The sequence below is a fragment of the Helicobacter turcicus genome (assembly GCF_019711685.1).
GTDB lineage: Bacteria > Campylobacterota > Campylobacteria > Campylobacterales > Helicobacteraceae > Helicobacter_D > Helicobacter_D turcicus.
The window spans coordinates 49,571-72,961 of the sequence record NZ_JAIGYQ010000005.1 but is presented as its reverse complement, the minus strand read 5'-3'; the positions used below and the strand labels follow the sequence as shown (position 1 = coordinate 72,961).

Below are 23,391 nucleotides of genomic sequence, written 5' to 3'. Positions count from 1 at the left end.
AAATTTTAAAAAAGATTCCATAAAGATTTTGCACAAGAAAATGAAATACTTAATGGGAGTGCATTTTAGATTCCATATTTTTTGCGCCGTGTATGCCGGTGCTGCTATTACTAGCATTTGTTGCATCAATTTTCATATGTGCTTTATTGCCCATCTGTGGGTTTTGCAAAAACTTAACTCCTATTTGCACCATTAATCCTCCAAAAATAATAATTGCAATAGCGGCAACATTCATTAAAATCTTCCTAAATTTAGGCTTATAAAATGCTGTGTTTGCAAGCAAACCAAAAAGAAAGAGTGATGGTAGCGTTCCAATCCCAAAAATTAACATAATAAGCATTGCCTTTGGAATGCTAGCAAATCCCGCTGCGCTAAAGAGAAAGGCATACACAAAGCCACAAGGTAGTAAGCCATTTAGAATTCCTAGTAGATATAAACTAAAAGGTGTTTTTAGACTTAGGGCTTTTTGGAATCTACTTTGATACCATTTGGAGTTTTGGATAGAATGTTCTAGGCGCGTTAGAAAGGTGATTTTACCAAAGAGTGAGAGTCCTGCTAGAATCATTGCGACTCCAGCAAATACAAAAAGTGCGCCACGCAGTGTGCCATTAATATTAAACATACTTCCAAGTGTCCCTACAATCGCTCCTGAAAGCACATAAGTAGTAATGCGTCCTAGACTATAAAGTGTGTGGTAGGCGATGAGTTGCCTTTTTTGCGTAATGGTATTATCTGTTAGTTTTCCACTATATGCTAAAACAATTCCACCGCACATTCCAATGCAGTGTCCAAAGCCCCCTAAAAGAGCAATCATAAAAAGTCCAATTAAATCAAGATGTTCCAAAGTATTTCCTCAAATTCTAGTTTTAAAATCCATATTTTTAGATTTTAATTAAATTTTCTCCCACATGCAGCCATTTGGTGTGTCCATTATCTCAATCCCTTTTTTGCGCAGTTCCTCGCGGATTTTATCAGCATTTTGAAAATCCTTTGTTTTCTTAAATTCTGCACGTTTTGCAATGAGTTCTTCAATTTCTGTTTTTAGTGCATCACTAACGCCTAATTTAAAATACTCAAAACAATCCTTAGTGCCAATTCCTAGAACTTTTGCAACAAGTTCAAGATTCGCTTTAATTTGTGGTGTCTTATCGTTTTGCTTAGAATCTAGTTGTTCGTTTGCTGTGGTGATGAAATCATCAAGCACACTTAGGGCTTTTGAGATGTTTAAATCATCGTTTAAAGCTTCCAAAAAAGTTGTTTTAAAAGCATTATCTAGCGCAGTTGAAATTTCTTTTTTGGGTAATAGTGCAAGACGTTTTTTTAGGCGATAAAGGCGGTCTAAGCGTTTTTTACTAGCAAGTAAATCTTCTTCTGCAAAATTTAATCCAGCCCTATAATGTGTGCTTAAAAGATAGAATCGCAAAGTTTCTCCATCATAGTTTGCTAGTGCATCTTTAATAAAAAAGCTATTTCCTAATGATTTTGCCATTTTTTCACCATTAATTGTAACAAAGCCATTGTGCATCCAATACTTTGCAAGTGTTTGTTCTTCTGCGCAACGCGTTTGGGAAGCTTCATTTTCATGGTGAGGAAAGAGTAAATCTGCCCCACCCCCATGAATATCAATAGCATACTCACCTTCTAAGGCTAGATGTTTCTTAATCATTGCACTACATTCAATATGCCAACCTGGGCGCCCCTTGCCAAAAGGGGAATCATAACCCACATCACCGATTCCTTTATAGCTTTTCCAAAGGGCAAAGTCTTTACTATCGTGCTTTTGCTCACTATTTTGCACACGACTTTGGGATTCTAGCTCTGCGATTCTCCCACTTAAGTTTCCGTAAGCTTTATCTTTATTGACGGAGAGATACACATCGCCATTTTGTGTTTGGTAAGCATAGCCTTTTTGAAGTAGAGTTTGAATCATTATGCACATTGCTTCAAGATTTTCTGTTGCCTTTGGCTCAATATCCGCTCGCATTACGCCTAAAGCTTCCATTTCGTCTAAATAACGTTTTGTGTAAGTTTGTGTGATTTCTTCAATTGAGCAGTTGCTTTGGGTGGCTTTGTTAATGATTTTATCATCAATATCGGTGAAGTTTTTAGCAAAGGTAACTTTATAGCCATTCTCTATTAACACTCTGCGGAGTAAATCAAATACAATTGCGCTTCTTGCGTGCCCTAAATGTGAATCATCATACACGGTAGGTCCGCACACATAAATGCGCACTTCATTAGGGATTATGGGTTCAAATTGCACTTTCTCTTTCTTGTGGCTATCATAGATTTTCATTACTACTCTTTTTAAAAAACTAAAACGCAAAGTATAGCAGAATTTTGGGCGTAGCATTTTTTTCAAAGCATATTTGCTTATAAAATTAAATTAAACATTAAAGCGATAAAATACATCCCCTATAAAAAGGATTAAAATGATTACTCTATTAAAAAGTAGTGAAAGTAATTTTAAAGAAAGTTTTGATGCACTTTTAATGCGTGGTGCTATGGATATTAATAATGTAGAAGGGCGCGTTAAAGAGCTATTAAATGCGATTAAAACGCAGGGACAAGAAGCAGTGATTGCGCAAGTGGCGCGTTTTGATAATTGGAATCCAAAAAGCTTTTTAGAGCTTAAAATCACACAAGAGGAGATGGAGTGCGCATACAGCAATTTAGATTCCGCATTAAAGAATGCATTGCAACTAGCCTATGAACGTATTTACGCATTTCATGCAAAACAAAAACCAAAAACTTGGTTAGACTTTGAAGACAATGGTAACATTTTAGGGCAAAAAGTAACACCGGTTGATCGCGCTGGACTTTATATTCCGGGAGGTAAGGCTGCGTATCCTAGCTCACTTTTGATGAATGTGATTCCAGCTCTTGTTGCAGGGGTAAAAGAAATTGTAGTTTGCACACCAACTCCAGAAAATAAACCAAACGCGCTTCTATTAGCAGCGATGCATTTATGTGGAATCAAAGAGTCTTATAAGATTGGTGGAGCAAGTGCAGTTGGTGCGCTTGCTTATGGGGTGAGCGGACAAGATGGAATCCAAAAGGTTGATGTTATCACAGGACCGGGAAATATCTATGTTGCAACAGCTAAAAAACTTGTTTTTGGTGAAGTAAATATTGATATGATTGCAGGACCTAGCGAGATTGGAATCTTGCATGAAAGCACAGATAAGGCAGAGGGCAATGTTGAGTATGTCGCGTGGGATTTACTCTCGCAAGCTGAACATGATGAGATGGCAAGTGCGATTCTAATTACAACAAATGAGAGCTTTGCACAAGCGGTAGCAAAGCAGATTGATAGGCTTTTAAAAACATTGCCACGTAAAGAAATTGCGTCAAAATCCATTAATGAGCGCGGTGCAATCATTGTTACACAAAATTTAGAGCAATCTTTAGAATTAATGAATAAAATTGCTCCGGAGCATTTAGAGGTGTTTGTGGATAATCCTTTGGAGATTTTACCAAAGATTAAACATGCAGGGGCAATTTTTATTGGAGAGAATACTCCTGAGCCTATTGGGGATTATATTGCAGGACCTAACCATACTTTGCCAACAGGTGGTAGTGCGAAGTTTTTCTCTCCGCTTTCAACAGAGCATTTTATGAAAAAAAGTTCTATAATTTCTTTCTCAAAACAAGGAATTATGCAATTGGGTAAAGAATGTGGAATCCTAGCCCATACAGAAGGTTTAGACGCGCACCAAAATGCAGTGTCCATACGATTAAAATTATTTTAAGGAAGTAAAAATGGAACATATTTTAGAAGGTTTGCCGCAAGATAAGTGGATAGATATTATTTTTAATGCTTCACGCGGACTTGCGACAAGAGAACTTACAAGAATGCTTGAGCGTCAAGCAGCAATGGAAGTTTTGCTAGAAAAGCGGCTTGGTGAAATGTGGGAAGAAGAGCTTGCATATCTCCAAAATAGCGAGGAAAGTGCTGATGAAATTCATCACAAAACGCAGGATTTAGCTATTATTTCAATGCAAGATATTCTTACGCAAAATGAATAGCTAAATGCGCATTGTTTTAACGCTAATTTTTGTTTCACTCTTTAGCGCATTATGTGGAATTGCATTGCTTTTTGCCCCGCCAGAGTGGAAAGCAGAACGTTTTGTAGAGCTTAAAAAAGACGAATTTTATGTTTTGACACTTCAAGCAGATGATTCACAAAAGACATTGTTCTTTCGTTGGACTTTGCTAAAGAATGAAGGCTTGGTTGTGCATTTAAATTATGATTCCTTTCCGCATCAATTTGTTCTTTATCAAGATTATCAGCGCACTTGTTATGAGATTCCTTTATGGAAAGCAGACCAGCGCTATTACACAAGAGAGCCATTTTTTATGCTGTGTTTTAAAGATTATCATCGTACAACAAAGATTGCAACGTTAAAATTTTATATTTATGAGGGCAGTCGAGATTTTAATATCATAGACGAAAGGAAAGTTCCAAATGGTGGCTTTAACGCGTATTGAAGCAAAAGTGCAGGAGTTTTTAGAAGAGTTAAAATCGCCTTTGGTTTTAGAGCTTAGTAAGAGTCTCCAAAGTGGCAAAATGTTACGTTCAAAACTTGCTCTAACTATTGCTGGGGATAGCAAGGAGTGTGTGCATTTGTGTGCGATTATTGAGATGATTCAAAGTGCAAGTTTGCTTCATGATGATGTGATTGATGAAGCTACTACAAGACGTAATAAGCCTTCTGTCAATGCGCTTTTTGGTGATAAAAATGCCATTATGTTAGGCGATGTGCTGTATTCTAAAGCTTTTAGTGAGCTAACTAGTTTTGCAATTAATTATCCGCAGATTCCACGCATTGTGGCAAATGCAGTTACCACACTTGCTATTGGCGAGATGGAAGATGTGGTGCTATCAAGCGCATTTAATGCAGATGAGGCAAAGTATTTAGCAATGATTGAACATAAAACTGCAGCTCTTATTGAAGCAACTGCTTATGCGGCGGCATTTTTAGCTGGTAAAGATGAAGAAAATGCAAAACGATTCCAAATTTATGGGCGTAATCTTGGAGTGGCTTTTCAAATTATTGATGATGTGCTTGATATCATTTCAGATTCTAAAACTTTGGGAAAGCCGACATTAAATGACTTTAAAGAAGGTAAGACAACGTTGCCGTATTTATACTTGTATCACATTTTAGATGAGGTGGGGAAAGTGCGTTTGCGTAATGCTTTTGGCAAAGATTTATCCGTAGATGAGCAAGAGTGGATTTTAGGAGAATTGCACACAAGTGGTGCGATAAAAAAGAGTGTGGAACTTGCAAAACATTTAGGAAGAGTGGGAGTTGAAGCAATTACTAATCAATCTTGTGATAAACTTGCAGAAATTATGCGTACAATGATAGAGCGCGATTTTTAGGCGGAAAGTATGGATTATTATATTTTAAGTTATTCTCACAAAAACACGGATATTGCTACGCGTGAGAAGTTAAGTTTAGATATAAAAAACCCTAAGACTGCGGAGTTTTTGAAAGATTTAGTGAGCAATAAATTCATTACAGAAGCAGTGATTTTATCTACTTGTAATCGTATAGAGTTTATTTTGAATGTTCAAAATTCTCCAAAAGCTGAGGAGTTCTTGCTTGATAAGCTAAGTGTTTTTTCTGGAATTGCACTAGAGAATCTAAAAGAACATGCGGATAGTTATGAAAATGTTAGCGCAATTCACCATCTATTTAGTGTGGCAAGTTCACTTGATAGCTTAGTTGTAGGAGAAACGCAGATTGCTGGACAACTAAAGAGTGCGTTTAAGTTTTCTTATGAAGCGGGCTGTTGTGGGCTGTATTTATCGCGCGCAATTCACTTTGCATTCCGTTGTGCAGCAAGTGTTAGAAACTCTACAAGTATTTCGCAGAACTCTGTATCTGTGGCAAGCACGGCTGTGGCAAAAGCAAAAGAGATTCTAGGAAGTTTGGAAGGCAGAGAAGCACTAGTAATTGGCGCAGGAGAGATGAGCGCGATTTGTGCGAAACATTTAGCTAGTGCAAATTGTGCAGTAATTTTAATAAATCGTGATTTTCAAAATGCCGAAAATATCTGCAAAAGTGTTATTGAGGGTAATCAAAATGCTAAGATTAGAGTGGAGAGCTTTAAAGATATAGGGAAGTATATCAATACGATTCCACTTCTTTTTAGTGCCACAGGTGCACCGCATACGATTATTACATTGGATATGGTAGTGAAGAAGGATTGGAATCGCTATTGGTTTGATTTAGCAATGCCTCGTGATATTGCTCATGATATTATGGATGTGCAAGGTAATGTGCAAATTTTTGCGGTAGATGATTTAGAAGATATTGTGCGCAAAAACTTAGCTCTAAGGGAAGAGCAAGCAAGGATTGCTTATGGGATTGTAGGACGTTGTACACAGGAGTTTTTTAATTGGTTGCAAACGTTAAATGTTGAACCGCTTATTAAGACTATTCGCGCTTTAGCTAAGGATTCTGCACTTAAAGAGTTGCAAAAAGGAATTATAAAAGGTTATTTGCCAAAAGATTATGAAAAAAATATTGAAAAAACCCTGCACAATGCATTTAACACATTTTTACACCGCTTAACAATTAATCTAAAATCTGTTTCTAATACGCCAAAGGGCGATAGTGTGGTAGAGAGTCTGCGTTTTTTATTTGGTGAGGAATCTGAAGATAAAATGTTAGAATCCTATAAATGTGAATACGCACAAGATAGAGCTATATCTCAATCTTAAGGAAACCTATGAGATTTTCAAAATCATTTATCCCAACTTTTAAAGAAGCTCCAAAAGATGTCGTGTTAAAAAGTCATGAATACCTAATCCGTGCGGGATTTATACAGCAAATTGGAAGCGGGATTTACAATTTCTTACCACTTGGGAAACGTGTGCTTGATAAGATTAGAAGTATTGTGAAAGAAGAAATGGATAATTCTGGAGCAAATGAGGTGGCTTTAGGTTTTGTTACTCCTGCTAGTCTTTGGAAAGAAAGTGGGCGTTTTGAGCGCTATGGTAAGGAGCTACTGCGCTTTAGTGATAGAAAAGACAATGTTTTTGTGCTAGGACCAACACATGAGGAAGTGATTACAGAGCTTGTTAAGGCAAATGTTAAAAGCTACAAGCAACTTCCACTACACCTTTATCAAATCAATCTAAAATTTCGCGATGAAATGCGTCCGCGTTTTGGGCTTATGCGTGCGCGTGAGTTTATTATGAAAGATGGATATAGTTTTCACTCAAGTTTTGAGGATTTAAAGCGAGAATTTGATTTGATGGAACAAACTTATAGTAGGATTTTTACGCGTTTGGGACTTGATTTTCGTGTAGTGTTTGCTGATAGCGGAGCAATTGGTGGAAGTGGGAGTAAGGAATTTATGGTGCTTGCAAAGAGTGGGGAGGATACCATTTGTGTGTGTGATACTTGTAGTTATGGAGCGAATTTAGAAGCTGCAACACGTATTAAGATTGCGCCAAATACTCAAGCCCCACAAGCAGAGTTTGCGAAGTTTCACACACCGGGTGTTAAAAACATAGAAGCCTTAGCAGAGTTTTTTAAAATCACGTCGTTTTGGACACTAAAAGCCGTGGTTAAAAAGGCTATTTTTGATGAGGGCAAAAGCGCACTTGTGTATTTTTTCTTACGCGGAAGTGATACGCTTAATACTACAAAGGCACTCAATGCAATTTCTGGGGCAAATGCACTCATTGAAGCAAGTGAAGAAGAGATTAAAGCAGCAGGACTGATACCGGGATTCATTGGACCTTTTGCATTACGGAATCTTACAGGCAGTCCTTATATTTACTTTGATAACGAATTACAAGATGCAGGTAATTTAATCTGTGGAGCAAATGCGCTAGATTATCACTTTGTTGGCGTGGATTTGAGCACTTTTGAAGGGATAGAATACAAGGATTTAGTGGAGGTGCAAGCAGGAGATTTGTGTCCTATGTGTGGAGAAAGCAATGGTGGAAAGCTGTATTTTACAAGGGGAATTGAAGTTGGACATATCTTTCAGTTAGGAACAAAATATTCTAGTGCTATGGAAGCGACATTTCTAGATGAAATGGGTAAGGCACAGCCTTTTATTATGGGTTGTTATGGAATCGGGGTTTCTAGATTGCTTTCTGCTGTGATTGAGCAACATCATGATGAGCGCGGAATGATTTGGACTTCAGCAACTGCGCCATTTAGCGTTGATATTATGGTTTCTAATATTAAAGATTCCGCACAATTAGCAATGGGTGAGAAAATCTATACAGCACTAAGAGCACAAGGGATTGAGTGTTTGTTAGATGATAGGGCAGAACGTTATGGGGTTAAGATTGCAGATTTTGAGCTTATTGGATTGCCTTTTGGAATCGTAGTTGGAAAAGGGCTTCAAAAAGGTGAAATTGAGATTATAAAGCGTAGGGATTTAAGCAGAGAGGTGCTAAAAATCTCAGATTTTGTGGCACTTGTTGCAGAAATTAAGACATTGGTTGATAAATGCCATTAATTTTAGGTTTTTTGTATCTCTTCTTAGAAGTGTTTGTAAGTTATGAAGTTATTGATATAATCGGTGTTTTAGGCTTTGTGCTAGAGATTATTATCACAGCATTTTTTGGTTTTTTTATTTTGGTGAATTTTCGCTTATTTTTAGGTGATGCACTAATGCGCGTTAGAGAGAGGCAACTAAGCTATGAGGCTTTTGTAGGGTCAAATATTTTTAGGATTTTGGGAGCTATTTTGCTGATTTTGCCCGGTGCCCTTACAGATATTATTGGAATCCTTATGCAATTTAGTATAGTAGGTTTTATGTTTGTAAAGCCTTTTATAAAAACAATGGATGTTAATGTATCACAAAGTTCAAAAAATAGACAAAGTCAAAGTGAAGTTATTGATGTAGAAGTGATTGAAAAAGATGGATCAACAAAATGACAAAAGATACATTTAGATTATTAGTGAATAGGGATGGGAAATAATGCAAAAACTTACCATTGGAACGCGCGGAAGTGTGCTTGCGCTTTGGCAAGCAAATCATATTAAGAATCTTTTAGAGACGCAATATCCTACACTTCTAGTAGAATTAAAAATCGTCAAAACAAAGGGTGATAAGATTTTAGATGTTCCTTTAGCAAAAATTGGAGGTAAAGGACTTTTCACAAAAGAACTTGAAATGTTGCTATTAGATGGGAGCATTGATTTAGCGGTGCATAGCTTAAAAGATGTACCTGTGGATTTTGTAGAAGGGCTTGGATTAGCAGCGATTACAAGGAGAGAAGATGTGCGTGATAGTTTTTTAAGCTTTAAATATGAAAGCTTAGAATCTCTCCAAAGAGGTGCTAGAGTAGGCACAACTTCACTAAGGCGCGTGATGCAAATTAATGCTTTAAGGGAGGATTTAGATTGCCAAAGCTTACGTGGAAATGTTCAAACTCGTTTGCAACGTCTTGAAAATGGGGAGTTTGATGCGATTATTTTAGCGCAAGCGGGAGTAAATCGTTTAGAATTAAAAGGGATTCCATATATTAGACCTTTGGAATTTATGATTCCAGCAATGGGGCAGGCAGCACTTGGGATTGAGTGTAGAGAGGATAGCGAATGCGTAGAGATTTTAAATTTTTTAAATGACAAAAATGCTGTGTTTGAAACGCATTGTGAGCGGGCTTTTGTACGTGCGCTAAATGGTGGTTGTCAAGTGCCTATTGGGATTAATGCAAGCTATCAAGAAGGAAGTTTGAAAGTACGTGCAATTCTTGGGTTGCCAGATGGAAGTGAGATTTTAAAAGAGAGTTTAGAGAGTGAGGTCGCAAGTATTAAGGATTGCGAATATATTGGAATAACTTTAGCGGAATCTTTTCTAAAGCAGGGTGCAAAAGTAATTTTAGAAAAAGCACAAAATTGGCAATTTTAAATGTAAAAGTTTTAGAGAAATATTTGCTAGGAGCATTTTGAAAGTTAATTGACTAGGATAATTCTAGCAAGAAATGCCAGAATCCTTTTTTTGGGTTAAGATTCCTTTTTTCTCTTGTGTTTGCTAAAATTAAAATTCTTTTTAGCAAAATTGTGAAAGTTGCTATAACTTGTTTTGATTTTGTATTCCTCTTGTAAAAAACCATAAATGTTCCTTAAAGATGTTCCTAGTTTTAGCATATAGCCGATTTGTTCAGTGTATTGGTGCAACTCACTTTTATTGAGCGTCTTTTTCTCTAAATAATTCAAGATCTTTTTCTCTGTTACCTTGTCCATTTGAAATCCTTGAAAGCTTAAGTTCAGCCATTGTGTAAAAAACACAACCTAGCGGAGAAATTATATTATTATTTCTTTATGAATGTTTTAAATCCTTTGCTTTTAAATAGTGTAATTGTATTTTTTAAGTTGGAGGCTATTGTATTAGACATCTACCACTAGCGCATTGATTAATCATACTGCTTATAGGTAAAGAACCACTACCTCTTCTACTTTCTCCCTCGCCACTACAATTATTGCTTGACACAAACGCGCTAAGAGGGTTATGATACACTTCTCTTAATTGCAAGGAAAAAAGCATATAAATTCGCAATGTGCCATTTTGTGTAATGGTATTTAAAGCTTGAGGCAAATTGTGCGCTAAAGAATATTCTAAATCTTGCCTAAAAGTCGTATAATCAACATTATGTAAGTTTGTGGAAATAAACTGCACACCTTCATTTGTGCGGAGAGCAGGGATTGCATGCCCGCTGCGCACACCCTGAGGAGAAATAAAAAATATGTGCATAACCCACATTGTGCCTATTGGCTGCTCAAACAAATCCCTTAATGCGCTTCGTATTTGTATATCTGTGGTAGCAAAATCAGAGCTTATCCAAAAATGCCCGGGGAAAAGGCTTAAGGCAATGGAGCGATACATTTGTTCTGCATAGGCAAAAGCTGTATTGCGTGGAAGCCCATGCGGTATGTTTGAGGCTTGATATGGCTCTAAAGCTCTAGCTAGATCCGGATAGCGATTTCTAAAGGAGTAAAAAGGATTTACTCCAAAAGCAGTATCAAAGAAAAAGCCTCCAGAATCTAAAGGGGTGTTAGTGTATGTATTCATTTCAGCAATGATTTGATAGCTATGCAATAAACACACTCCGCAATCCCCCGCACGGAGCAAAACCCCATCAGTGGTAGTTACAATCTGCCATAACCGCTTTCTCCATGCCTCATTTAACACAAAATTAGGAGGAAGTGTTGTAGTGTTTTGTATGTGTTCTGTATATGTGGGTGTTTTGCTTAGGCTTTTAGGGTTTTTAAATAAGCTTGTAAAAAAGCCATTTTGAGTTGTATTGTGCGGGATTTCTTGCAAAAATGTGCCCTTTGCTGGGCAATAAGGCAGAGAATCTGAAAAGTTCGCATATAAAAATCTCTGCCAATTTGTTATGTCATTTGAGAATCTAAAAAATGAAGTTTGGTCTTTATCCATATCTTTAGCTAGAAAGTCTGGCTTTGCACTATAAGGCACTCCCCAATGCACCCCGTATTTTGTAACACGTAAAAAATTACCCAAATAATCCTTAAGCACTGCCTCATTATTATCAGCAAGCATAAAAAGATTCCAAGTTTTTGGATTTGCAGGATTGTTTTGGGCGTGGAAATTACACGTTTCCCAACTTACCCAATTCCAATCTTGATTTTTGTTTTGTGTGGAGGTGAGGCAAAGCATTTGCGCATTTGCGGGATTATATTGCGCAATATAACCATTTTCTGGGTTAAAATATAAATCTTGTGGTTCATCTTTTATGGATAAGTCATTACGTATATAGTATAAATCAAAGCCTTCTGCGGTGATAAAACTCCAAGCGATAAAACTTTTTTGGCTTAAAGTTGGTGGCGTGGCTATGGTATCAAGCCATTGCTGCATAGAATGCAATGCATATGTAGGACTAGGCTTTGCTTGAGTTGTTGTATTATTTTTTTGCGTTCCATGCATATCTTTTAAAGAGTTAGATTCTAAAGTGAGATAGCCATTTTTTAACTCGGCTATAAATTCTAAATTAGGGCTATAAAAAGCATTATTTTTGACTACCCAACTTTGCGTGTTGTCATTAAGCACACAAGGGCGTAGCACTAGTTTTGTATCTTGTACGTAGGACTGATTAGGGGTGCTAAGGCATACCCAAGTATGATTTATATTCCACGCTAAACGACTAAAAACATCATAACGTGCAGAAACTGCCTTATCGCAATTGCTTAAGCCCACATAAGCCTCATTGTCTTTAAAAATAGGGCTTAGGCATTGAGTTTGAGGGCTAGAAGTAGTCGTAATTGCAATAGGTTTATCTTTAGGAGGTTGTGCTAATTTTTGGATAACTTGAGCATTTGAAGTTTGTGTATTTGGGGTATGCGTAGTTTTTGCATAAAGCAAAGAGGAGAGCATAAAAACTACATAAAACAAAAATACTTGCATTGTGTGCCTTTGGGATAAAATGCTTTTATTATAGCAAATATTGTTGTGTAGATTCTGCGGCTTTAAGTAAGATTTGCTACTACATAAGGCTTTTTGTCTATCTAATCAAATAAATTTAAAAAAATTAAGTCCTCATTTGTAAATCTTTTATTGCTTGTAATAAATTATTTCTCGCAATAAGGTAAAAGCCTTATGGGCATTTAGAAAAAGCACTTTAAGGAGAAAAGTTACAATTCTTTTCTTTATTATTGCAAAAATAGAAATTAGCTTATTAGATTAATGAAGAAGGTATAATTTTGCAAAATTATACCTTGATGTTATTTTATTGCTAATACACTATCCTTAGACGTGAGTCAATGTTTGCGCTATTTTTAAGGTTTAGAAATGCTTCTAGCTCTAAAGCAGCATAGCCGTCTATGAAAATATATTCATTCTTGGTCTTTTTTAGAATCTCTAGCACTTCTTTATCACACTCCACCACACAATAGACATCATCGCATTTATATAGCTTAGATTCTACAATGCACTCTAGCTTACTTTCTAAGCCCTTGCCACCATGCATTGCAAGGTTTCTAGCAATATCACTAGGGCTTGCTCCCTCTCTGCCACTAAGTAGCTTCAAATGCCCCTCTTTATCACACACTAGGCTAGGTTTATCATACAAACTATACACGCAAAAGCCCAAATCACCCTTGAAGTCTTTGTGTTCTTTGGCGATTTTGTTCCCCGCTCTTTTTACGCGCTCTATGGTAATGTCGCTAATGCTTGGATTCTCACTCTTTAGCTCATTTTTACAAAAATCATAGGCTGTTTTGCTTTTATCCTCTTTTATAGGCTCATCAATTTGCACTAAGATAAATTGCCTATTGCCATTATCCTCTGCGTTGAGTTCTAGCACTGCGTGGGCGGTGGTGCCAGAGCCAGCGAAAAAATCAAGGATTAGTTCATTCGAATCTGCAGAAGTTGAAAGCCTTATAATTCTTTTCAATAAAATAGTTCCTTTTGGGTCGCTAAAAATACCTTTTCCTAAAATTTCTGCAATCTCTTCATTATTTCCATGCGTATGTCCAACATCATTATAACTCCACATTGTGCCACAAGTAATGCCTTGCCTTACTTCATTTAAATATGTTTTTTTATCTATGCCACCATTTGAATTAAAATAAAGCTCCCCATTTTCATAAAGTCGTAAAAGAGTTTCCTCCGAATATCTAGGGTAACGCCCTGTTGGTGCCTGCCACTCAATCCCATTTGGAAAAATAATTTTATACAAGCTATTTGCATTACCGCTTCTAGCGTGAATCGGTGTTGGTTTCCATGCACCTTTTGGGTCATTGTCTCTATTTTTATAATCTTTATCTTGTTTTTCTGTTCTAGGCAATAAGCCCAACTTAAAGTTACTTCTGTCTTTTGAATATATCAAGATGTGCTCGTGTTGATAAGAAATATCTGTGTCATTTGAAGTTGTATATTTATTATTCCAAATCAAATCCCCTACAAAATTCTCCTCCCCAAATATCTCATCACAGAGAATCTTTAAATTTGCTTGTTCGTTATCATCTATTGAGATAAATATCACACCATCTTCTTTTAGCAAATCTCTTGCAAGTTTGAGTCGCGGAAGCATAAAGCTTAGCCATCCGCTATGGCTTTTGCTCCCTGTGATATTGCGGAAAAATTTTAGCTCTTCAGATTCTATCCATTTGCCCTTTTCATCTTCAAGCAACAAGCCCACTTCTTTAAGGATTTCTTGATAATCCTCTCTAAAATCATCGGGGTAAATGAAATTATCATTCTTAGTGTTATAGGGCGGGTCTATGTAAATCATTTTGATTTTTTCGCTATATGCGGATTTTAAGAGCTTTAGCACATCTAAGTTATCCCCCTTAATAATAGTATTTGTCTTTGTGTGCGATTGATTTTGAGATTCTTCGGCTAAAGCCTCAGAATGAGGGTTAGAATCTTGAGAATCGCAAGTAGGGCAAAACATCTCTTCTAGTTTTAGCTCTTTAGCACAAGGAGTAGAGTAGAGGGCATTTGCTAAGCCTTTGCCGCTAAAGGTTAGCTCATAGCCTTGCACATCTGCCCTCTCGCTTATGCCTAAAAGTGTGGCGATAGCCTTAAGGCTTACTGCGCCATCGGCATTAATGGTTTGGGGAAAGTTTCTTTTAAGATTCTCATAAAGGGGGTTTTGCGCTTTCTTAGAATCTAAAATGTGAAATCCTAATGCTTGTGCTTTGTCTTTATCTATCATTGTCGCTCCTTTGTAAAACTTCTTCTAAGACTTGTAGTAAATTTTGCTTGTTTATGCGCGTATGAAAATATACCTTGATATTTTTATTCTGCATACTCTCGCCTAGTTTTTCAAAAAACTTTTCTGCATAATCAATCTTTTTGCGCTCTTGAGCGGGTATATCGCTCTCTTTATCATAACCCTTACTCTCACAGACAAAAAAGATTTTTTGCCCTTTTGCGTCTTTTAACAAATAGGCAAAATCTGGCTCATAGCTTTTATAAGGTGTGGGGATACTAAGCTTGGGGAGCTTGGCAAATACTTGTATTTGGTAGTCGTTTAGCTTAAGCGTGTCTAAAGTTATTTCCTCTTCAATCTTAGAATCACACACAGCCTTTTCATAGAGATAATTATCACTTGGGATATTTTTGCTTATATATTTGCCTAGCATGTGCTTCTCAATGCTCTGCCTTGGGTGCTTATCTGGGGTATAAAGGGGGTCAAACCTTTCATTACTAAAGGTATTTTGTGAGAAATCATAGCTTACAGATTGGAGCAAGTTTTTATGTAATTCCTCTTTGATACAATCTTGCAAGGCTTGGAATGCTGCTTTTGGGGAATTGATGAAACTTTGTTTGTTAAGCTTTGGGTGATTATAAAGCTTTAGTAAGAAACTTAAGGGCAATTCCTCATGGCGCTTTTGGTTTGCCTTAGCAAACTCAATGAGTAATTGTGGCAAGTTTTTATGCAAAGTATGTGCATACTCTTTTGCTGCTATGTTCTCTAATTTTTCTGTGATGATTCTATTGTTTTTACTATCATAGACTTTTTTCTCATAGGAGATATACTCTTTGTGGATAGATTTCGCGTTAAAAGATTCTATGATAGATTCTACCAAATGGGTTTGGTTGATATTTTCATAGACGATTTTTGCTTGTTTATTAATGCTATGCCATAGCTCTTTAAACTCTTGTGCAAGGCTTTGTCTAATGTTTATTTTCTCATTAGTTTTGTTCGCGTCTGTTAAATAATCATGCCTATTCTCTCTTGGTTTAAATGCTTCTAGAATCTCCATATACTGCTCTCCTAAAAGCACTTTGATGTTCTCATTTTTCATGGCTTCATAAATTTGGGCGATGATTTTATAAGAGTTGCTTTGTTTGTCAAATTCTAAACAACCTAAATCTTCTAGCCTTATCAATAATCTATTAATTTGACGCTTATCTAAGCCTAAATGTTCTAAAAATTCTTCAGTTAAAATATCGCCACTCAAAGAAAAACTAGAGTCTTCAATCTCCTTTTGCAATCTTTCAATAAAGCCTCTCTCTTCACTGCTTACAACCATATCCAAATAATTGATATCAAAAAACGCACTATCATCATAATCTACAAAGGAATGTGTAATGCGTTTGCCCTCATTATTCACACAAAGCCTTAAGCCTCTGCCTACTTGCTGGTGTCTGCTAGTCTCGCTAGTAGAATTTGCTAGTTTTGTAAGTGTGAAGATATTTGGGTTATCCCACCCCTCTTGCAATGCCCATACGCTAAAGATAAATCGCAGAGGCGTTTGAAAAGAAAGTAACTTTTCCTTCTCTTCTAAAATCATTTTAATATCATTTGCTTCAATGTTTTCTTTACCACTTTCTTTTGTTTTTGCGTTTTTTTGGCTATCACCGCTAAAGTAGCCTTGATGAACGCGTAAAACTTGGTCTTTGTCAAAATCTTGGTTGAGATAAGTCCTATACTCTTGCGGGAGATTCTGCTTTAAAACTTGCTCTCGCTTTTGCTTGTAGATTCTCTCAAATGCGTTTTTGATAAAAGGATTTTCACCCCTAAAATCCTCAATACTAGGGATAAAAAACAAGCTTAGAGCCTTAATGCTCTTTTGGAATAACTCCACTTCTTTTTCAAAATGCAAATCAATGGCTTTTGCCATTAAGCGCGAAATCTCATCTTCTTGCAAAACATAGCTCTTTTTTGCTTGGATTGTCTCTCCATTGCTAAGATAGGCTTTATCTTTATCGACGTTTATTAGGCAAATACCTCTAAACTTGGAATCTAAATCCCCCAAATCTTGATTTTTGTTAATTCTTTTTTGCTTCTCAATGCCATTAACAAAATAAGAAAAAATCCCATACTTTTCCTTGTTGTTGCCTTTTATAAGATAAGGGGTGTTGTTGTCTTGAATGATTGTGTGTGTGCGGATTTGTTTGACTAGGTAATTGTTAAACGCATTTATGGAATCAAGGCAATACACCATATTGCTTAATACGTGTTCCTTTTTCTTTATTTCCTTATACTTGGGGAAGGTCGCACCAAAGCGAAAATACAAGGCATTAATTTGTGAAAAATATGTGTTAAATGCATTGCCTTTTAGTAGATGAGGCTCATCAATAATGCTAATTGGCTTTAGATTAGCGATATTTGTAAAAATGCTTTCTGTATTAAAAAGTGCTTCATGGCTTTTGTTTAAAATGTTGTCCTTTTTATCAATTGCGCTATTTGTGAGGATTAACACAGAGAGTTCATCGGTATTTTTAATGTAATGATTGATGATAGCTTCTTGGCTCTTTGTATCGCTATACACATAGGCTTTAAGGTGCTTATGGTATTGTGTGTAAAAATAATCTTTGGTGAGTTTGATGTTTTGCTTCACAGATTCTAAAATCGCTTTTCTTGGGACAAAAATGATAAATTTGTTTTGTTTAAACTTGCTGTGAAGTTCAAAAATAAGGTTAAGATAAGTGAAAGTCTTGCCCGTGCCTGTCTCCATGAGGATATCAAGATTTAGCTTATTGCTTAGATTCTTTATAGGCATAGTGTGCGTGGCATAGAATTTGTCTAAGCAAGTTTTGAGATTTTCTGCATTGTGTGCGTCAAAATCAAAATCCTCTAAAACAGAAATAATATTATTGATACATTCTTGTTGATAGTCCTGTCTTTCAAAAATCACTCTAGCTCTCCTTGCCTAAAATGAAAGGAGATTATAGCAAAATGGCTCACTTAAGTGCTAAAAGCTCTGCAGTGTTTGATAATATGCTTTTGCATATTTTTTTAGCTTTTATCTTGCGTGGTGTAGAGGAGGAGATTTGGCAAGTTTAAGCTCCAAAAAATTCATAAGCGTTTTTTATTGTTGCTACACCTTTTGAATCTATTTCAAGAGTTTTAAATATTAAATTTTGTGAGGCAAATGTTGCTTTCTTTTGTGGTATTGAAGCAGGATAAATATAAATATTCTTTGCCTTCTCTAAAGGAATTTTAAAATTTTTAGTCTCAAAATGTTCTAAATAATTTTTATATAAATATTCTAAGAATATTTTTGAGCTAACTATTTGCTTCAAGGCTTTTTTACGATTTTCTTCATTATTGCTTGATTTTATCTCACAAAAAAGTATATGTAAATCTTTATTTTTACACATCAAAACAATAAAATCACAAGAATTTAGTATGGGTTTTTCTTGAAAAAGATTTGTAATAGCTGGACATTCTCCCGCCTTTTGTTGAAGCAATATAACATCTTGAGAATTTTTAAAAGCTAAAGAAATTTGTTTAATTGCGCTTTTTGATTCTTGTTCTTTAATAACAAAACAATTTCCATTTTTCGCAGGTTTTAAATCTTTATGGATTTTCTCATAAAAATCTTGCAAGACTTTATTTGTTATTGTCATTGCTATCCCCTTTGCTTCTTATGACCTCCTCAAAAATCAATCCTTGATTCTCATTCTGCGTATCAATAGGCTCATCAAAGGTTTCCATAAAAATGCCTTGTTCTTGTGTGATTTTCACCACCTTTAAAGTATTTTTTCTCTTAATGTTTTCTGCTAAATACGCCTTAACTTTTTTAGATTCTAAGCCATATTCCTTGCTGTATCCTTGTTTTTTAAACTTCTCAATCTGCTCAACAGAAAGATTTTTTAGCATAATGCAATTACTCAATTCGCGCACAATATAATCACTATGTGTTGTGATAAATACCTTGATTCCTGCATTTACAAGTAGGGCAAGTAGTCTTGCGACAAGAATTTGATTTTTGGGGTGCAAATTTAGTTCTGGTTCATCAATCATTAGAATATCTCCAATTTGCGCCCTATGCAAAACATAATAATTAAGCATTAAAAGGGAGCGCACCGAACTAGAAGCCCTTTGCACTAAAATTTTTCCTTTCATAACTCTCTGTTTTGCGCCGGGTGCAAACTCTATCCCCTCTGGGCTTACAATATATTTCCCACCCACGACTTGGCAGAGCAATTCTATAATTTCTTTATATAAAGGATTTTCTTTTTCACTTTTTTTGATGAAACTTGTTTGTTTAGCCACCTCATCAAGCTCACGCACAAAATAAATATTATCTTTCACAGGTTTTGGATAGCGGGAATACCTAGCGTTTAAAACATTAAATACCGTTTCCTCAATATTCTTACCATTGGCTCTTGAAATTTGCTCCACAATTTCATTTTTATTAACATCTAATTCTTTTTGAAACATTGTAGCACCTGTGCGCTCAGTGCTTAAAATAAATGGTATTGGATAGAGTCTGCTAAAAATATAACCAATAAGAAGAAGCCAAAATTTTTGTCTTTTAGCATCTACATTATATTGCATTCTTTCATCAAATCGCTTTTTGCTCTTTTCATAATTAAAAATAATTGTTTTATTATTAATCTCGTAGAGTTCAAATGTGGGTGAATATTTAAAAAAATCAGAAACTTTTTTCAAATTCTCTTCGTTGTTTGCACTTTGGATAAAACTAGAAAATTTTAACAATAAATCATCTTCAAACACACTATTTTCAACATCTTCTTCCTTTCCCGCTAAAACTTCTAATAAAGTGTTTTTAAAATTTTTTCTTAAAATTTCTGATAAATGTATTAAAACATTTTTAAAATTTTCAATACTGATTTGCATTTTATCATCTTGAATTTCCATAGAGTCTGAATATGCATTCATAACAAAAAGTAGCAATTCAAAAAGAAAGGGTTTTGGATTATCCCCTATAAAATCCAAATACCCATACAAACTATAAGTCGCATAAGTTTTACCTGTGTTATTTTCACCACAAATGAGCGTTAAATCTCCCACTTCAAATTCTGCTTCATCAAGCATACCGATATTTTTAATGTGAATTTTCATAAGCTACCTTTCTTGTGTAGTATCTATCTGCCCAAAGTCAATCTTTACTTCTCTATCATTTACAATATTATCAATGCAAGAATTAAGGATATTTTTAAGGTATTTAATACTTTTATCTAACTCATAAATTCCTGCATTTTTGCAAAAAGCTTCATCTTGGATTTTAAAGTTTTCTAGGTTGAGATTCTTATAATCTAGCTTTGTGTTAGGATTATGATACAAGAGTGCGATTTGTTCTTGTAGATTTTTGGGGAAATTTGGAAAGGGTATTTGCAAAAAATGTTCTATTTTAAGTTCTTTCATCTTAGAACCAAGAGAAAGATAAGAACAATATGTTCGCATAAATTTAGCATTTAAAAAACAAAGCATAAAAAGCATTTGAAACTCTGGGTAATCAAAAACTCTATACATTCCCTGATTATGTTGTCCTTTTTTAGAGTCCATAAAAGAATAAAATATACTTTTACCACAATCATATCCTTGCCCACGATTGATAAGCAAAATGCAATCTTGCGTTAAATTTGGCTTACCTATAAAATTAATGCGCTCTACTTCTTTAATAGTGCCATAATCACTACAATGGCTAGGACTTATCCATTGATAGAGTAAAAATTCTTCTTTACCTATAAATCGTGTCTTAGGAGTGCTACCGCTTTTAATCTTTTTTTCATCAATATAAAACACACCGTTTTTATAATTTTTTATTAAAAAATCAAGTTTTTTAAACTCCTCACAATATATCCCTGTATCCAATCGTCCTGATTCTTGGAGTTCTTTAAAAGTTGGATAAGTATAACAAAAAGCATTTGGCTTTTGATTATTTAAAAGTTCAGATTCTATAATATTTAGAATCCTAGTATGCCTCTCTTTAATTAACTTTTCTTTTATAATAATAGATTGTGTAAGTATTTCTATAAATTCTAAAACTTTATTATCAGTAATTTTTGGAACATAAAGCTTTTCTTTATCGCTTGAGATAATATTTTTTTGCACCCCTCCTTTGCCTTGCATCTGTGATTTAAAAAAATTATGTTTTGTAAAAGCCAAAAATAAATAAAGAAAGTGAGTTTTGTTAGTTTTATGGAAATATGCTGACACTCTTTGGTTGAGTAAAAATTTTTCATTCCCTTCGCAAAATGCACTGATATTATCTTGATTCTCTCCACCTGTAAGGGAAAGAAGCACACAGGGTTTATCAAGTAAAAACTTTTCCTTAGCATTAATGTTTGGGATAAATCTATTAAACTGCTTTGAAAGATAAAAATCGCTTTGATTGACATTTGAAATTTGTATGAGTGGCAAAGCTTGGTTTGGATTTGAAGTAAAAATATTTGATGAAAAGGCGTATCCATCAAGCGAATAAAAGTCTTGTAATAAATTTTCATACTTTTTTGATAAGCTCGTTTTTGCTCTTTTAGTATCTAAGTGTTTGTAACTTGAAGCGGAGAGATTACACTCATTTTCTAAAACTTCTTTAGAGTTTATCTCTTTGGGAACATCAATATAAGCCATTTATTTTTCTTTGATAAAGATATTTTGCAAAGATTCTTCTTGCAAAGCACACCAAGATTTAAATTCACTTAAAGTTTGAGTAAAATCCTCATTAAGTTTTGCCCTACCTTGTGTATCAAGCTCTATCTCAAAGGTTATAGGGTCTATCTTATACACTTTTACAAAGTTTTTTATGCGATCAATGGTTTTTACCTCATAACCTATATTTTCTATGTTTTTTATAAAGATATTATATCCATCTCTTTTAAGCTTTTCTAACTCATCACTTTTAGGCTTATAAGCCACTATCATAGAAACATTGACGCCTGTTTCTGCAAAAGTGTTTGCGGGAAGGTCAAAAATAGCTACAATTCGGCATTTTTCCATAAGCCATTGTCTTGTTTGCTTATGTGTGTCAATGCTTACGATTGAATTGCTAAGCACAATACCAAAACGTCCATTATCCTTTAAGATTCTATATGCGTTTTCTAAAAACACCACACCCAAATCTATTTTGTCCTTATAAAATCCCCAAGTCTCATAGCATTGTATAATCTTCTTCTCTTGCTCATTTGCTGGTGTAAAAGCGCGTTTCTCGCCAAAAGGTGGGTTAGTTAGCACGACATCAAACTTTTTAAGTTCCAAATCATCGGCTCTATTATCCCAAGTGCCATTTTTATTTGTATTAGAATCTAGTGTTAAAAGCTTATTGTCTGTATTAAATTTATTTGCAATAGAGCCTAAATCCCCACTTCGCTCTAAAGTCGCATTACCATCACCATTTAGTAGCATATTAAGTGTAGCTAGGCTAATCATTTGCTCATCAATATCTATACCAAAAATATTATTATCATTAAGTTTTGAGTTAGAATTAACATAAGAGACAGAGAGAAAATCCGCAATACCAACGGTTGGGTCTATCACGCTCTCACCATTTCTAGGATTAACAACATTCACCAAAAAATCAATGAGAGGCAGAGGTGTAAGAAATTGCGCATTGGAATCTTTAGCAAAAGGTTGAGCAAAGCGATGAAAGATAAGCTGATATAAATCACTTTTATAAGATTTTACAAAAGAATAGTCTTGAAATTCTTTTACTACACAAATAAGCACTTTGAGATGATTTTCATTTTTGAAATCTAGCTCTTTACTTTTCAAAATTTTACGATAGTTGCCACTTGCATTTTCTATAAGATTCTCAATCCTCTTAATAAAAGCTTGTATAGTATTATCAGATATTTTTTGATAATTTTCCTCCAATCCTAAAATATAAAACAGCAAAGGCGAATTGTGCTTCTCATCATAAATTTTTAGGGCTAAAATTTGGATTAGGATTAAATATCCTTTTTGATTGACTAAGCCTACTTTGTCTAAAGTATAGAGTATATTATACATTGCTTGATTTAGAGTTGTTGAATGCAAACCCGAAATTGTATCTAGCTCTTCTAATGTTCTTTTATCTCGCAAAATAGGCTTAGGATTTTGGAAATTCCTTAAGTGTTCAAAATCAGGGAGATTAAAATAAGGGTCTGGCATATGTAGAGTTAAATCACTTATTTTAGAATATTCTCCTTTTTGATTAAACTCTTGAGAATAACGCAAAAATTTATTACCTTGCTTTTTAAAGAGGTAAAGTCGTTCGGTATCATATAAAATCCCCAAACAAAAAGGATTCTCACACTCTTTCATATAAGCCTTGAGTTGCTTATCATAGACTTCTGCGATATTTTTTGCATGTTCTTTTTTAAACTCTATTACAGCTAAAATATGCTCTTTTAGCCATTGCAAAGATTCTAAATTATTGTTTTTATGATAATCCTCATATTTGCTAAACCAAGCTTTATCATCAAAAATCACTGCATCAATCTTAAGTGGAGCAGAAGATTTGTTACCCTTAGGGAGATGAATTTCTGTGCCGATGTAATCTTTGGCAAACATTCCACAATCTACAATGCCATAAAGAAACTGCCATTTATAATACTGCTCATTTTTATCGCCGTTATTTTTGAGCCATTTTACTTGTTTATTGTTTGTCAAATGCTCTGGTAAAAATGCACTAAAAGAATCTTTATGGGTGTTTTCTCTATCAAACTTATTTTTACTCTCTACAAAACTCATTTTTAGTCTA

Annotated in this window: 18 protein-coding genes; 8 read left to right on the top strand and 10 right to left on the bottom strand. The window is 35.0% G+C overall.

Going from position 1 to position 23,391, the window contains the following annotated elements:
- Positions 1-49 precede the first annotated feature (49 nt).
- Entirely contained in the window at positions 50-844 is a 795-nt protein-coding gene (locus K4G57_RS04685) for a sulfite exporter TauE/SafE family protein (RefSeq protein WP_221532032.1), read from the bottom strand.
- A 48-nt stretch (positions 845-892) separates the two neighbouring features.
- Positions 893-2,296 carry a cysteine--tRNA ligase gene (gene cysS / locus K4G57_RS04680; RefSeq protein ID WP_221532033.1) on the bottom strand — a complete coding sequence of 468 codons (1,404 nt, stop codon included), beginning with the start codon at positions 2,294-2,296 and terminating at the stop codon, positions 893-895.
- 136 nt (positions 2,297-2,432) lie between these two features.
- On the opposite strand from cysS, the gene hisD reads away from it, so the two are divergent.
- Genes hisD through hemC form a run of 8 tightly spaced genes read left to right on the top strand, consistent with a single transcriptional unit; the run spans position 2,433 to position 9,895 of the window.
- Positions 2,433-3,752: a histidinol dehydrogenase gene (hisD, locus tag K4G57_RS04675; protein WP_221532034.1), complete on the top strand. Its 1,320-nt coding sequence runs from the start codon at positions 2,433-2,435 to the stop codon at positions 3,750-3,752.
- A 10-nt stretch (positions 3,753-3,762) separates the two neighbouring features.
- On the top strand, positions 3,763-4,029 hold the full coding sequence (locus tag K4G57_RS04670) for a DUF2018 family protein (RefSeq protein ID WP_221532035.1): 267 nt from the start codon (positions 3,763-3,765) through the stop codon (positions 4,027-4,029).
- A gap of 4 nt (positions 4,030-4,033) precedes the next feature.
- Complete coding sequence (locus tag K4G57_RS04665; RefSeq protein ID WP_221532036.1) at positions 4,034-4,492, top strand: hypothetical protein; 459 nt, start codon at positions 4,034-4,036, stop codon at positions 4,490-4,492.
- On the top strand, positions 4,470-5,390 hold the full coding sequence (locus K4G57_RS04660) for a polyprenyl synthetase family protein (RefSeq protein ID WP_221532037.1): 921 nt from the start codon (positions 4,470-4,472) through the stop codon (positions 5,388-5,390). Before K4G57_RS04665 ends, K4G57_RS04660 begins: the two co-directional genes overlap by 23 nt.
- Positions 5,391-5,399: 9 nt before the next feature.
- Complete coding sequence (gene hemA, locus K4G57_RS04655) at positions 5,400-6,737, top strand: glutamyl-tRNA reductase (protein WP_221532038.1); 1,338 nt, start codon at positions 5,400-5,402, stop codon at positions 6,735-6,737.
- 8 nt (positions 6,738-6,745) lie between these two features.
- Complete coding sequence (locus K4G57_RS04650; protein WP_221532039.1) at positions 6,746-8,497, top strand: proline--tRNA ligase; 1,752 nt, start codon at positions 6,746-6,748, stop codon at positions 8,495-8,497.
- Positions 8,488-8,919 carry an FxsA family protein gene (locus K4G57_RS04645; protein ID WP_221532040.1) on the top strand — a complete coding sequence of 144 codons (432 nt, stop codon included), beginning with the start codon at positions 8,488-8,490 and terminating at the stop codon, positions 8,917-8,919. Before K4G57_RS04650 ends, K4G57_RS04645 begins: the two co-directional genes overlap by 10 nt.
- 43 nt (positions 8,920-8,962) lie before the next feature.
- Complete coding sequence (gene hemC / locus K4G57_RS04640; protein ID WP_221532041.1) at positions 8,963-9,895, top strand: hydroxymethylbilane synthase; 933 nt, start codon at positions 8,963-8,965, stop codon at positions 9,893-9,895.
- Between the two features lie 95 nt (positions 9,896-9,990).
- Here hemC and K4G57_RS04635 read toward each other — a convergent pair whose 3' ends face one another.
- The 8 genes from K4G57_RS04635 to K4G57_RS04600 form a co-directional block, all read right to left on the bottom strand.
- Positions 9,991-10,230 (bottom strand): hypothetical protein, encoded by a 240-nt coding sequence (locus K4G57_RS04635; protein WP_221532042.1) that lies wholly within the window; start codon positions 10,228-10,230, stop codon positions 9,991-9,993.
- Between the two features lie 136 nt (positions 10,231-10,366).
- On the bottom strand, positions 10,367-12,409 hold the full coding sequence (locus tag K4G57_RS04630) for a DUF1561 family protein (RefSeq protein ID WP_221532043.1): 2,043 nt from the start codon (positions 12,407-12,409) through the stop codon (positions 10,367-10,369).
- 328 nt (positions 12,410-12,737) lie between these two features.
- A complete protein-coding gene (locus K4G57_RS04625) occupies positions 12,738-14,663 on the bottom strand; it encodes a site-specific DNA-methyltransferase (RefSeq protein WP_221532044.1) in 1,926 nt (641 codons plus the stop codon).
- On the bottom strand, positions 14,653-17,595 hold the full coding sequence (locus tag K4G57_RS04620) for a restriction endonuclease (protein WP_221532045.1): 2,943 nt from the start codon (positions 17,593-17,595) through the stop codon (positions 14,653-14,655). The genes K4G57_RS04625 and K4G57_RS04620 overlap by 11 nt, the downstream gene beginning before the upstream one ends.
- A gap of 145 nt (positions 17,596-17,740) precedes the next feature.
- Positions 17,741-18,310, bottom strand: a complete 570-nt coding sequence (locus tag K4G57_RS04615; RefSeq protein ID WP_221532046.1) for a hypothetical protein — start codon at positions 18,308-18,310, stop codon at positions 17,741-17,743.
- On the bottom strand, positions 18,294-19,772 hold the full coding sequence (locus K4G57_RS04610; protein ID WP_221532047.1) for an AAA family ATPase: 1,479 nt from the start codon (positions 19,770-19,772) through the stop codon (positions 18,294-18,296). Before K4G57_RS04610 ends, K4G57_RS04615 begins: the two co-directional genes overlap by 17 nt.
- 3 nt (positions 19,773-19,775) lie before the next feature.
- Positions 19,776-21,284: a restriction endonuclease subunit S domain-containing protein gene (locus K4G57_RS04605; protein WP_221532048.1), complete on the bottom strand. Its 1,509-nt coding sequence runs from the start codon at positions 21,282-21,284 to the stop codon at positions 19,776-19,778.
- Positions 21,285-23,381: an HsdM family class I SAM-dependent methyltransferase gene (locus K4G57_RS04600; RefSeq protein ID WP_221532049.1), complete on the bottom strand. Its 2,097-nt coding sequence runs from the start codon at positions 23,379-23,381 to the stop codon at positions 21,285-21,287.
- Positions 23,382-23,391: the final 10 nt, after the last annotated feature.

Bases quoted from the DNA above. Each gene is read 5' to 3' on its own strand.
- cysS (WP_221532033.1), bottom strand. From the start codon at position 2,296: ATGAAAATCTATGATAGCCACAAGAAAGAGAAAGTGCAATTTGAACCC.
- hisD (WP_221532034.1), top strand. From the start codon at position 2,433: ATGATTACTCTATTAAAAAGTAGTGAAAGTAATTTTAAAGAAAGTTTT.
- K4G57_RS04670 (WP_221532035.1), top strand. From the start codon at position 3,763: ATGGAACATATTTTAGAAGGTTTGCCGCAAGATAAGTGGATAGATATT.
- K4G57_RS04665 (WP_221532036.1), top strand. From the start codon at position 4,034: ATGCGCATTGTTTTAACGCTAATTTTTGTTTCACTCTTTAGCGCATTA.
- K4G57_RS04660 (WP_221532037.1), top strand. From the start codon at position 4,470: ATGGTGGCTTTAACGCGTATTGAAGCAAAAGTGCAGGAGTTTTTAGAA.
- hemA (WP_221532038.1), top strand. From the start codon at position 5,400: ATGGATTATTATATTTTAAGTTATTCTCACAAAAACACGGATATTGCT.
- K4G57_RS04650 (WP_221532039.1), top strand. From the start codon at position 6,746: ATGAGATTTTCAAAATCATTTATCCCAACTTTTAAAGAAGCTCCAAAA.
- K4G57_RS04645 (WP_221532040.1), top strand. From the start codon at position 8,488: ATGCCATTAATTTTAGGTTTTTTGTATCTCTTCTTAGAAGTGTTTGTA.
- hemC (WP_221532041.1), top strand. From the start codon at position 8,963: ATGCAAAAACTTACCATTGGAACGCGCGGAAGTGTGCTTGCGCTTTGG.
- K4G57_RS04635 (WP_221532042.1), bottom strand. From the start codon at position 10,230: ATGGACAAGGTAACAGAGAAAAAGATCTTGAATTATTTAGAGAAAAAG.
- K4G57_RS04630 (WP_221532043.1), bottom strand. From the start codon at position 12,409: ATGCAAGTATTTTTGTTTTATGTAGTTTTTATGCTCTCCTCTTTGCTT.
- K4G57_RS04625 (WP_221532044.1), bottom strand. From the start codon at position 14,663: ATGATAGATAAAGACAAAGCACAAGCATTAGGATTTCACATTTTAGAT.
- K4G57_RS04615 (WP_221532046.1), bottom strand. From the start codon at position 18,310: ATGACAATAACAAATAAAGTCTTGCAAGATTTTTATGAGAAAATCCAT.
- K4G57_RS04610 (WP_221532047.1), bottom strand. From the start codon at position 19,772: ATGAAAATTCACATTAAAAATATCGGTATGCTTGATGAAGCAGAATTT.
- K4G57_RS04605 (WP_221532048.1), bottom strand. From the start codon at position 21,284: ATGGCTTATATTGATGTTCCCAAAGAGATAAACTCTAAAGAAGTTTTA.
- K4G57_RS04600 (WP_221532049.1), bottom strand. From the start codon at position 23,381: ATGAGTTTTGTAGAGAGTAAAAATAAGTTTGATAGAGAAAACACCCAT.